This window comes from Nostoc sp. (assembly GCF_036917635.1).
Classification (GTDB): domain Bacteria; phylum Cyanobacteriota; class Cyanobacteriia; order Cyanobacteriales; family Nostocaceae; genus Nostoc.
This window is the reverse complement of the sequence record NZ_JBALCW010000042.1, coordinates 89,446-102,161: the sequence shown is the minus strand read 5'-3', so window position 1 is coordinate 102,161 and position 12,716 is coordinate 89,446. Positions and strand designations below refer to the sequence as shown.

General features: G+C 39.6%; 7 protein-coding genes. 5 read left to right on the top strand and 2 right to left on the bottom strand.

The features are described from left to right. The first annotated feature begins 307 nt into the window (after nt 1–307). From cbiE to V7K32_RS11775, 4 genes are all read left to right on the top strand, one after another. The gene (gene cbiE / locus V7K32_RS11790; RefSeq protein WP_334993317.1) at nt 308–1,525 is read left to right on the top strand and encodes a precorrin-6y C5,15-methyltransferase (decarboxylating) subunit CbiE; all 1,218 of its coding nucleotides are present in this window, start codon (nt 308–310) and stop codon (nt 1,523–1,525) included. Between the two features lie 132 nt (nt 1,526–1,657). Next, nucleotides 1,658–1,828 (top strand): type II toxin-antitoxin system HicB family antitoxin, encoded by a 171-nt coding sequence (locus tag V7K32_RS11785; protein WP_334993315.1) that lies wholly within the window; start codon nt 1,658–1,660, stop codon nt 1,826–1,828. Nucleotides 1,829–1,902: 74 nt separating this feature from the next. Beyond that, nucleotides 1,903–2,067, top strand: coding sequence for a type II toxin-antitoxin system HicA family toxin (locus V7K32_RS11780; protein ID WP_334993387.1), 165 nt, complete (start codon nt 1,903–1,905; stop codon nt 2,065–2,067). Nucleotides 2,068–2,103: 36 nt separating this feature from the next. Next, nucleotides 2,104–2,292, top strand: coding sequence for a type II toxin-antitoxin system HicB family antitoxin (locus V7K32_RS11775; RefSeq protein ID WP_334993313.1), 189 nt, complete (start codon nt 2,104–2,106; stop codon nt 2,290–2,292). Here the strand turns inward: V7K32_RS11775 and V7K32_RS11770 are convergent. Further along, a complete protein-coding gene (locus V7K32_RS11770; protein WP_334993385.1) occupies nt 2,264–7,963 on the bottom strand; it encodes an alpha-2-macroglobulin family protein in 5,700 nt (1,899 codons plus the stop codon). The genes V7K32_RS11775 and V7K32_RS11770 overlap by 29 nt on opposite strands. Nucleotides 7,964–8,444: 481 nt before the next feature. On the opposite strand from V7K32_RS11770, the gene pbpC reads away from it, so the two are divergent. Continuing rightward, the gene (pbpC, locus tag V7K32_RS11765; RefSeq protein WP_334993311.1) at nt 8,445–10,817 is read left to right on the top strand and encodes a penicillin-binding protein 1C; all 2,373 of its coding nucleotides are present in this window, start codon (nt 8,445–8,447) and stop codon (nt 10,815–10,817) included. 275 nt (nt 10,818–11,092) lie between these two features. Here pbpC and V7K32_RS11760 read toward each other — a convergent pair whose 3' ends face one another. Continuing rightward, nucleotides 11,093–12,697: a sensor histidine kinase gene (locus tag V7K32_RS11760; RefSeq protein WP_334993309.1), complete on the bottom strand. Its 1,605-nt coding sequence runs from the start codon at nt 12,695–12,697 to the stop codon at nt 11,093–11,095. Nucleotides 12,698–12,716: the final 19 nt, after the last annotated feature.

Here is a 12,716-nt window from a genome sequence, read left to right as displayed (position 1 = left end):
CAGATATTCTTAAAGCCAGTTTGATAAATCCCGCATTTCACCTTCAGACAATTGGATAATCGCGGCTTTTATTTCTGGAAGTGAGTTCATCCTGTTATGCTCAATCCACTACTATGAAATATATCCTACCAAAATTGACGGAATAATTCAGAATTAGAATTAGCGTCAAATCTTAGTTATGAATAGGACTTATGCACGAGTTACGGATAACGAACCTTTCTAGGCGCAGAGGACACAGAGAAATGAAAGTCTGAAAGATGTTTTGCGTAAGCCCTAATGAAGTAGTAATTATTAATTATGAATTAGCATGACAGAGAAATGGCTTTCTATCGTCGGCATTGGGGAAGATGGATTACAGGGGTTAAGCGCGATCGCTCGTTCTTTACTCGATCAAGCTAAAGTAATTGTAGGAGGCGATCGCCATTTATCGATGCTCCCTACAGATGACCAACGTGAGAAACTAGTCTGGACATCCCCCATTAGCACTTCTGTAGAGGAAATCATCCAGCGTTGCGGCCAGTCAATTTGCATACTTGCAAGCGGCGATCCGATGTGTTATGGCATTGGTGTTACCTTGATGCGGCGAATTCCCATCTCCCAAATGACGATTATCCCCGCACCTTCAGCCTTCAGTCTCGCCTGTGCCAGGGTGGGATGGTCTTTAACTGAGGTGGAAACCTTGAGTTTGAATGGTCGTCCATTCTCCCTACTCCAGTCTTACATTTACCCAAAAGCGCGGCTGTTGATTTTGAGTGAAGGGAAGGACACACCCGCCATTGTTGCCCAAATTTTGACAAATCGCGGCTATGGTGGCAGCAAAATTACCGTATTGGAGCGTATGGGCGGCGCTCATGAAAGAATTGTGGAAGGGACGGCTGCATCTTGGGGTGACACTGAAGTTGCGGCTTTAAATGCGATCGCAGTTTATTGTATTGCTGATGCTGGGGTTATCCCTTTACCAAGATTACCAGGATTACCAGATAACGCCTATCACCACGATGGACAGTTAACGAAGCGTGAAGTTAGGGCAATCACCCTAGCAGCTTTGGCTCCCACACCGGGAGAATTATTATGGGATGTGGGCGCAGGTTGTGGTTCAATTTCTATTGAATGGATGCGGAGTAATGCTCGGTGTCGAGCGATCGCGATCGAACAAAACTCATCTAGACTAATATATATTGCCGATAATGCTGCCACTCTCGGTACTCCAAATCTGCAAATCATTGCAGGTAAAGCGCCCCATGTTTTGAAAGATTTACCTGCACCAGATGCGATTTTTATTGGTGGTGGGGTGACAGCAACGGGACTTTTTGATGTTTGCTGGGAAGCACTAAAGCAGGGTGGGCGTTTGGTGGCAAATGTGGTGACGGTAGAGGGTGAGCAAACTTTGTTTCAATGGCATGAACGAGTCGGTGGCGATTTAACTCGGATTGCCATTCAACGTGCGGAACCTATTGGTAAATTTTTGGGCTGGCGAGCAATGGCGGGTGTAACGCAATGGGTAGTTGTGAAAGGGACAGGGTAAGCGATATCAAATAAGATTGACGAAACATATATTTAATGTATCAACGATAGAATCGGGATTTATGGTTCGGTTGATTTCCACAGACTAATAATAAACTACGATAAATTATAGAATTACATTCATAACTAACTGATGTTAATTACATACACTGCAAAATATACAAAAACGAATAGTGGATATATGGGACAACTCATTGAATGGCAAGAAGTCATCACTGAGGGAAAAACCCTAGAAGAATGTCGAGCAATGTTACAAGATGCAACAAGAGAAATGATTCTTGCCTATCGTCAACAAAATAAATAAATTCCTACAGGCAATTCTTTACTCGAACAAATTCCTATAGAGGTTTGAGTGTGTCAGTTAAATGAAAAGATTTAATTAAATACTTAGAAGGAAATGGATTTTATTTGTTAAGAGAAGGAAGAAATCATTCGATCTATACTAATGATATAAAAACTATTCCTGTAAAAAGGCATCGTACCATTGATCGCATTACTGCCAATGAAATTTGCAAACAAGCAGGTTTATTACCGAACTTTTAAAATACGTAAATAGAAAAGTAAGTTCATTGCCAAATTATGAAACTCAAAGTTGCATTAGAACCCAGTGACGAAGGCAGATACACTGTCTATGTTCCCTCACTTCCTGGCTGTATCAGTGAAGGAGAAACAGTAGAAGAAGCATTAGAGAATATTCAAGAAGCAATAGAACTTTACCTTGAGCCATTGGAAGATAAAATTACTTTCCATCCTGCAATATCAGTGTAGACTCAGCAGTACGCCCAAATTCTTCTGGTGCATATTGCAAGTGAACCTCCGCACCAGGCCAAGAAAACGTACCAGATGTCACAGAACGGACTAAGTAATGCAAACTATAAACTCCTGGTTCCAGGTGGTCAGCATAGGCGATAATGCGATCGCGGTACACATTCTTAAAGCCAAGTTCCCAGCTATCGGCTTTTGCTTGTAATGCAGCTGTGGTAGTTTGGAAACTTGCATCCACCACCTCAAAACCTGCTGGTAGTGGATCTTTTATTACTATATGATCTACGGGGCGATCGGCAATGATTTCTAAACCAATATCAAACACCTGTCCAGAGGCTAAAGTCAAGGGTTTATCGAACGCGTAAAGACCTGTTTTTTGTAAAACTTTCTCTTTATTTACTTGACTAATTTCTCGTGTTATGCGTAAACCATTAAATCTGCCTGGTTGATTTCCCTGCAAGCGATAATTATAAGCAACCAGATAGTGTAAAGTGCCATTACCTGATTTTTGTAACGTTAAATCGTTACGCCCACGAGGTAATTGATTCATCGGCACATTTAGCTGTAAACTAGGATTTTGATAGCCATTAAACCGATTTTCTCCTAACTTATTACCAGCTAATTGCACTGTGGCAACAAAATTAGGTGGCGTAGGTTGCAGTTGGCTATATTCCACCAAAGCTGTTAAAGCTTGGGCATTATTATAGTTAGTTTGCCATGTGCCATCCCGCCGCAGTGCCAAAAGACTTTGGAATAACTTATCTATAACTTCGGGTTTACTTTGTTTGGCAATAAATAATCGTAAAGCTTGCGCTTGCGTCGTGGTAGATGAACTCATCCATCCCCAACTGCTGGGTAAACTGACAACTGCTGTGCGACCAGTTTCATATATACTCTGTTGCAGCTTGTTTACTAATTGTTGAGATTCATTTTGCCATTCTGGGAATTGAGATAAATATCGCGCTAGTTTAATTTGAGTTACTAAATCAAAATTATTGCGCTGTTCATAAATATCTGCAAGAAAAGTATTGCGTTTATCTCCTAAATCTGCTAAAGCAATTAAAGCATTAAGTTGCAGTTGTCTTTTACATAATAGTTGTTTACAAAAGTCATATTCTCCAGGATTCGCTAGAACTTTTTGCAGATAAGTTTTGAGGCGAGACAGCATTGCCGAATCGACTAAATTAGGGAACACCTGACTAGCTTTAGCCAAAGATTCACTTGCATAAGAAGAAACCCAAGGGTCAGATTTTTCTTGTCCGGGGAAAGCAGCAAAACCACCATCTGCTATTTGCAGTTTTTGTAATTTTTCAATTGCTTGTTTTGCCTGTTTGCTAGGATTAAATTCTGAAAATGTCTGAGCATATTTTTGTGTAATATTTTGCAGATTAGCCGCAATCATTAACTGACTTGCAGCAGGTTCTGTAAATGGTAAATCATCATCTTCTAAAACCTGTTTTGCTGGTGCTTGAATCTCTGGAATTAAGGTACTCGCTAACTCAATATCTAAACCTCCCGCATCAGGGAAGGTATTTTTATCAACATTCAAGGGAATTTTCACCTCATCCCCCCCTTTCGTAAGGGGGGTTGGGGGGATTACACCAGTTTCAACGACTTGTTCTGTAATTTCAATTGGCTTAATTTCTAAAGGAACTTCAAAAGCATCTGCGGTATCATTTAGCTGAGTGCTAAAGCGAACTTTAGCAACTCCCACGCTATCCGCCACCATTGGAAAGCGATAAGCATGAGTTGCAGATTCAGCTTTGGTTTGCAAAGAAGTCGTTGTGGGGTTTTTGTCAGCAAACTTCACCGTACCCCTAAGTTCGCCATTAATTGAGAGATTTCCTGTATTCCCAGTGTTGTTAGTTACAGATAAACCAGCGAGGATGCGATCGCCTGGACGGGCAAATTGTGGCAATATGGCATTAGTTAGCAGTGGCTTTGTGGTGATAAACGTCGCGTCTCCATTCCCGAAACGCAGATTTCCATCAGTGGCCACAGCCATCACCCGCCATGTAGTTAAGTCATCCGGTAATTTAAAGGTTATCTGTGCATTACCATTTGCATCGGTGAGAACAGAACCATTGTAATAAGCTAAGGCTTGAAAATCTGTGCGAGTGCGAGTATTGGCTGCACCAGTTGAAAAACCACCGCCATAACCCCAACCTTTCGGTTTAGCTACATCTTGTGGCTGTAATATTACATCGGCGCGATTATCGTTAAAGCGGGTAGATATTAGCTGTTCTGCATAAACTGTATCCACCAAATCTGGCGGACGATAACCAGAAAGTTGTAACACCGCTTCATTCACCACCATAACTGTAAACTGTCCTTTGGTGGGATTGCCTTGATTATCCTTCAGTTCCAGTTGTACCGTTTCTTCTGCACCAGGTTCTAATGATGCTTGTACTGGCTTAACTTGCAGTTTTAAATACTTATCTTCTAAGTTAACTTTAAAAGGTGTAAAACCAATCTTCACCAAGTTATCTAAACTTCCCGGTTCCACTTGGTTTATCGGTTTACCTTGTCTAACTAAGACAGCTTCAATGGCTGCATTTGGCAGCATTTCTGGCGTGACTTTAAACTGAATTTGTGGTGTGCTTCCCTGAGTTTTAGTAATTTGCTGATAAAGCGGTTTGTCTTTAATCACAGCAAAGTATAATTCTGCATCTGGATAGGGAGATTGAATTAATACAGTAGCGGTTTCACCAGGTTTAAACTCTTTTTTATCTAATTTAACTTCTAAGACATCTTTTTCTTTAGAACCCCAAAATACCTGATTTTCTCCAGTTGCCCAAATTTGTAAATCTGTGGCAGTTAATTCGCCTTTCGCATCACTAAAATTAACTCGAATCCGGTATGAACCAGATTCTGGTGCTGTGAAATTTACCGATTGCGGATTGCTAGCAGATGTAATTTCTGTTTGTCCGACTGTTTTATATTCAACTTGATTTTTTGGAGTTCGGCTACCTTCCACCAACTGTGTGACGCTGCTATATTTAATCTGTTGTAATTCCAGCCGCACCGGTTGACCTGTTATCGGTTTTCCTATAGCGTCAGTAACAATCACTTCAATGGGGAAAGCCTTACCAGCATCAGCGATAAAATTACTTTTTAACCCGATGAGGCGATTACTTGGTAGGGCTGTAAAAGTTTTGGAATTCGCTACAGATAGGTTAGAAATATCTGCAACTTGCACATCTACCTGATACGTCATGGGATATGGTAAATCATTAGTCACATTCACAGTTTGACTACTTTTACCATTAGCATCTAGCTGGGCATTAGTTTGTAAGACATCACTAGATATCGTAGGGGTTTCGTCTGGCCATAACCATTGCCTGCCAAAAGTAAATTCATCCCAACCTTTAGGAACAAAATTAGTCTGTTGGCGAGTAATAAAGTATTTTGCTTCGCCACCTTCTACAGGCGCACCAAATAAATAATTACTTGTAGCATTAATATTAATTTTGTCGTCAATGAAAGCAAATTCTTTATCTAAGTTGAGTTCGACTTTAAAATTCGGTGGCTTAAACTCAGCTACCCGAAATTCTCCAGAAATCTCTTGCCCATTCTTCCCCTTACCCTGGATTGTATAATAGCCTAAGCGCTGAGTAGTCTTGATGGGCAGTTCTAGAGAAAATGTACCAAATTCATTTGTCGTTTGCGTACCTAAATTAGTCTTTTGCCCATCAGGATTAACCAAAGTTAATTGGTAAACAGCATTTTTATCTTGTTGGATTGTACCATTTTGTAAAAAGTCAGCAAAACCAGTCAGCCAAGCTTTTTCACCTGGTTGATACAACTGTCTATCAGAGAAAATTATCCCGCGTGATTCAGGTTTGCCAACTTGCCAGCCTGCATCAATACCATACCCATAAACGCCGGTATATTCTTCAATTCTAGCAAATGCCCAATCTTGATTTTCCCGGGCAATTACTAATAATTGTGGTGATTTACTAGAACTTTCATTCCCAGAATAACATTGCTGTAATCTTTCACGAATAATTGTCAAAGTTCCATTTTCATCAGTTTTACCCGTTGCACAAGGTACAGGTTCAGGGCGAGATTTAGCCTGTAACTTTGATTGATAAATTTCCACAGTAGCCGCTTGAACTGGCGAACCATCTGTAAGATGATTGACGTGAATTAAGCCTGACTCAGGAAACCACTGAGTAAATACGCCCAAATTCGTCAATTCAACCAATCCATAAGTTGTAGGTTCACGCCACAGTTCTTTGCCATTCTCCTGATATTTATTAGTGCGGGCTTGCACTCCATAAGCTAACATTCCCGTAGCTGCACTGATTTTTTCCCGCAGAGGAACAGCAACGTCAACTGATTGATTTTTCTTACCCGATACCTTAAAGCTTTGCCAATCAGAAGGTTGTGGTAATAAATCATTACCATTATTAAAATAAACTAAATCTGTCGGTTTAACTACTCGATAAGCCGCTTTATATTTCGATTCTGGGAGATTTCCCGTACTAATATTTAGCTGTAAATCTTTCCCTGTGGGGAAAATATTCAAATCTGATGGTATCCAGATATCCCCAGCTAAATCTCCGGTATCATATTTAAGTGTGACAGATTTACCCAAAGTTTGCCCAAACTTATCTTTGAGGTTTCCGCCAATAGTAATTGTATAAGTCTTGGCAGCTTCTAGCGCGTAAGGATTGATGCCGACAATTTTATCTTCATCGTTTATTTGGATAATTCTCGAAATATCTTTTGGTGCTGGATTAATAGTAATATTTTCTTTAGCTGAATCTGCCACTAAGACGTTATTAAATTCTACCTGAGGACTGCCTTTAAGAAATCTTCCAAAAGTTCCACCTGCATCTGGCTGTCCGTAAAAGTTAATTTTTTTAAATACTAAAGGCGAATAAGTTGCTAACTTACTGACAAATTCTTTCTCTGTAGGTAGATTACCATAAGCAGGACGTATTCCGGGAGAAAATACTAGCCGATAAGGGGTTGCTTTTTCAAGATTTTGCTGGGGGATGAGGTTATAAGTCCAATTGCGTGCTGAGGGGTCAAATTTTTCTAAAGGTTCTTCTTCATTTTTTAATGATTTTTCTTCTTTCTTTAATTCAACTTTAAAACCTGTGCCTTTATTTTTACCTTCGGGGATTAATTGTAAATGTTCTTGTAGAGAAGCTAAATCCAATTCTACATTAGAATTAAACTGTAATTTCTGTTGTAAATTAATTGGTTCGATATCAGCCTTTTCAATGGGATTGACACCGGGTAAATTACTCAGGTTGATAGATTCGGTATTAAAAGTCCAAGGTAAATCTTTGTCTAGTCGATGATTTTTTAAATCGGCTAAACCTGTTTTGAGAGTGACTTGAAATCTTGTTGCTATTGGCAATGCTTTCTCCGCTTGAAAACCCACCATGCGCGGTGTTAAAAAGCGAAATTGACCAGGTAAAGGCGGCCAAAGTGCAAATTTTTGTAATATTTGCTGCTGTTCTGGACTGTCAAGACTTTCAACTGGGATTAAAGCTTCTTTAAAACGGATGCGGATTTGGTTAAGAGATTTCACATCTCCAATGGGACTAATTTGTTCAATCCAGTCTGGTAGTTTAGGCGGGGTGAGTGCGGATACTGTTGGGAGTTGTTCTTTATTTGAGTTGATAGCAAAAAAATTACACCCCGTCATCGCTACCATAAATGTAAAGAGAAGAAGAAACTGTATTTTTCTCTTCTGGCTTGAAGTAGGAATAATTTTTTTTAACGAACCGCCAAGTACGCCAGGGAACAAAGAAAGAATTTTATGGTGGAAACGGAGTAAAACTCTGATAATCATATTTTTAGGAATTCAAAATAAAAATTCACAAATTATAGCGAATAAAAGTTTGTATCCCCTTATTGAGTTGGCAATGCCAAGACTAATAAGCGAAGGCGGATGACTATTTTTTACTCAATTATTGGATTTAACTATATTTCTTTACATAGATAACCAATATAGTGTGATTGTTCCGCAAAATAACTACAATTCTTAACTATGAAGAAGTATTTAAGTCTGCAAATATTAATTTATATATGCTAATTTATGACAGATTAATTGTTAAAGATTTTACATGTTTCCTGATTTAGATGTAATTGCCACGTCAAAATTAAGGTAAGTTTTCTTGGGCTGGGATTCCCTGATGAAACTAATTTCACGATCGCTACTCAAAATTAAGCACACTAGTAAGGTTATACTGCCTGGGCTGCTAATCTGCCTAGTGTTACGCTTGCTACCTTATTTTGCAGCCATTCATACCGCAGATATTGCCCAAAATCAGTTGGCAATGCAATTTAGCGATCGCAATGGTTTACCATTAGGAACATTACTCACCCGTGACCAAGAGCATACATCAGTAGTCCCACTAAATCAGGTTTCGCCCCAGTTTATCCATGCTATTTTAGCCGCCGAAGATGGCAGCTTTTATCATCACGGGGCGTTGGATATGAAAGCTGTTATCCGCGCCACCAAAGAAGCTATCCACGCGAAACGAATTATTTCCGGTGCTTCCACAATTACTATGCAGTTGGGGCGGATGTTAGATCCTGTCCCCCGCAGCTTCTCTGGTAAACTGAGTGAGATTTGGCTATCTTGGCGGTTAGCAGCAGGGATGAATAAAGATGAAATCCTGGCTGCATATATCAATCGCCTACCAATGGGAGGGAATATATATGGTGTAGAAGCAGCTGCGCGGACTTATTTTTCCATCCCAGCTAGTGAGTTGAATCTTGCCCAAGCTAGTTTGTTAGCTGCTATTCCCAATAATCCCACATATTTTAACCCTTACCAGCATTGGGAACGGCTGAAGCAGCGACAAAAATACGTCCTCAATCGGATGGTACGCGATGGGTATATTAGTGGTGCGATGCCTACGGCGACAAGCTACGCAGCCCGAACATCGGCCGAAAAAGTTGTGTTTCAATCTCGCCAACGCGGAATTATCGCCGCACCACACTTTTTATTTTGGTTAGCCAATCAAATCCCCCCTAGCCCTTCTTACAAAGCGGAGAATCAAGCCCCCCTTTTTAAGGGGGTTAGGGGGGATGAATCCGTTATCCGCACGACTATAAATCGTCCTTTACAGCAGTTTGTCGAAGCACAGGTACAGCACGTAATTTCTTCTCTCGCCGCTAACAATGTCCATGATGCAGCTGCGTTGGTAATTGACAACCACACTGGCGAAGTTTTGGCTTATGTTGGTTCCCCTGATTACTTTAACGAAGCCAAACTAGGACGCAATGATGGAGTACAGGCGCTACGTCAACCAGGATCTACTCTCAAGCCTTTTGTCTATGAATTAGCTTTAGAAAAAGGTTTAATTCGCCCAAATACCATTTTAGCAGATGTACCCGCCCATTATGCCATTCCCGGCGCGAAACTTTATAGCCCCACAGATTATACCGAACGCTTCCTTGGCCCAGTGCGGGTGCGAATTGCTTTAGCAAATTCCCTAAATGTCCCCGCAGTCAGGGTTTTAGAAAAAGTAGGTGTAGAAACTTTCTTAGAACGTCTGCATCAACTGGGATTTGAACACCTCAATCAAACTCCAGAACATTACGGTTTAGGGTTAACTCTCGGTAGTGGCGAAGTTAGTCTATGGGAATTAGCTAGAGCTTACGTTACTATGGCACGACTCGGAGATGCTACACCGCTAATAAGCACATTTTCCAACTCCCCACTCCCTACTCCCCACTCCCTACTCCCCAAGTACACAATATGGCAATTAATCACCAACATACTTAGTGACAACCATGCTCGTGCAACAGCATTTGGTGTAGACTCATTATTAAATTTACCTTTTCCGGTTGCTGTTAAAACTGGCACTTCTTCCAATTTTCGTGATACTTGGACAGTTGGCTTCACCACAGATTACACCGTCGCTACTTGGGTAGGCAATTTCAACGGCGAACCGATGCGTCAGGTTTCAGGCGTTACCGGCGCTGCACCCTTGTGGAATCGAATTATGTTACACCTGCACGAACATCAAGAACCAGCAGGTTTTCCACCTCCAGAAGGTTTAGTGCAATTACCTATTTGTGCAATTTCGGGGTTACGACCAACACCAGATTGTACATCAGTGGTGCAGGAATATTTCTATCCAGAAGATAAAATTGCCTACGAAAGTAACAATCAATTCAATTTACCACCAGAGTATGATGAGTGGTTAGCAAAACAACAGCAATTGAGTCTTGTTTCTACTAATTTGAGAATTTTATCTCCGCATCATGGCGATTTATTTTTACTGTATCCAGGTGAAGAAGCGAAGCAAAAACTCGAATTTAAGCTAGCGGTAAATAAATCTGCGCCTGTTGAATGGTGGCTAAATGGGGAAAAACTAGATACAAACTCAGCTAATTCTTTATTTTGGAATTTGCGTCCTGGTAAGTGGACTTTAGAAGCAAGAAGCGGGGAAATGACCGATAAGGTAAGTTTTCAGGTGGAATTAGCTAGTATTAAACCTACGCGTCGAGGATTTTCTATTAGTAATTCTCAGGTAAAGGGGAATAGTCCATAAATAAAAAAAGGCAGGGATTACCTGCCTAGTTCCGTTAAACAGTTTGATGAGTAAACTATTGCAGATCATATTGACAAACCCATTGCAAAATTATGTCAAAGGTATGACCAAAGATAATATAGCGGTTCTCAGTGAGTATGTATTGAACCCTATCCATGCAAGCGAAGAGGGAACTATTATGTAACTTATTTGATTAGGAAAAGCTAGCTATATCAGTGTTTAACCGAACCTGATATGAATAGGGTTTGCTTAAGCTGCACAGTGCATATATTTGCTTACCGCGTCTGCTTAATCGGAATCTCAATCAAAAACTCTGTACCCTTACCAGGTGTAGAAATACACTCGATTTTTCCCTTGTGTTTATCTACTATAATCTGGTAACTAATAGATAATCCTAAGCCAGTGCCTTTACCTATAGGTTTAGTAGTAAAGAAAGGATCAAACAATTTAGCCTTAACTTTCTCTGGTATTCCTGGCCCATTATCTTTAATGCTAATAATCACATACTCTTCATTCTTAACTTGAGTATGGACAATAATCGAGCTAAGGTGTTTTTTAGCCTCTTTTTTAATACACTCTTCTTCCCATTCATATAAAGCATCGATAGCATTACTTAAGATATTCATAAATACCTGATTTAGTCCTCCTGCATAACATTCGACAAGAGGCAAATCACCATAGTCTTTGATTATTGCAATTTCCTGCTGTTTATGCTTTCCTTTGAGACGATATTGTAAAATTAATATAGTGCTATCAATTCCTTCATGAATATCAACAGGTTTCATTTCTGCTTCATCAAGACGCGAGAAGTTCCGCAAAGTTAGCACAATCTCACGAATGCGGTCAGTACCAACTGCCATTGAGGATAATATTTTCGGCAGATCATCAATAATAAACTCTAAATCTATCTCATCAATCAGACTATTTAGTTCTGGGTTGTAATGAAAATTTTGTTGCTGATACAGGTTAATTAAATTTAGTAAGTCCTGACTATATTCTCTAACATGCATCAGGTTACCATAAATGAAATTAACTGGATTATTAATTTCATGAGCAACACCAGCAACTAATTGACCTAGTGAGGACATTTTTTCAGTTTGAATAAGTTGTACTTGAGCTTGTTGCAATTCTTGCAGTGTCTGTTGTAATTGATTATTTTTTTGTTTTAATTTTGCCGTTCTCTCTGCAACTTGCATTTCTAACCTATAATTCGTTTCTTCTAAGGCGGCTTGAGCAACTTTTTTAGCTTTTAAGTATTGCTGTAATAAATGCAATACTAAAAGCCATGCCGGAATTAGCATTGCTAAACTTATAATAGATTCTAAAATTGCCCAAAACATTCTTTTGTAATAATCATCAACTTTCTGCTGTAACTGAAGTGATATATTACGCTTTCTTTTAGCAACCCCATCAGCATAAATTTGTTTTTGATTTTCATACTCGCGGCTAGAAAGTAATATTTCTGCTATCTGTTTTTGATTATTTTTAACTAATTCAAAAGATTGGTCTTCCATTGCTACTAAGCGCTGATTAGCAGCATCAACTTTTTTAGCATCCTCATTCTCGTATACTTTAGGAGCCAGCTTAATAGATTCTTTAATAGCCAGATCGAGTTTAGGTTCAAATTGGCGATATCGTTCTTCCCAAATAAATTTGCCTGTAGCAGCATTCATGCGTGCTGACATCGTTAATACTTCATCAAGGTAAGTAATTTCATCACTCAGAATTTGGAGTTTAAATTCATGTTTAGTAATACTATTAAAATTATAATTTGCTTGCCAATTCAGGCAAATTTGAGGAATAAATAAGACTAATGTCAGCAGTAACGTTATAGGTACTATTTGAGAGGGGACGAATCTGAGTTTATTAGACAGGTGCATTCTTATAATATTATTTAGA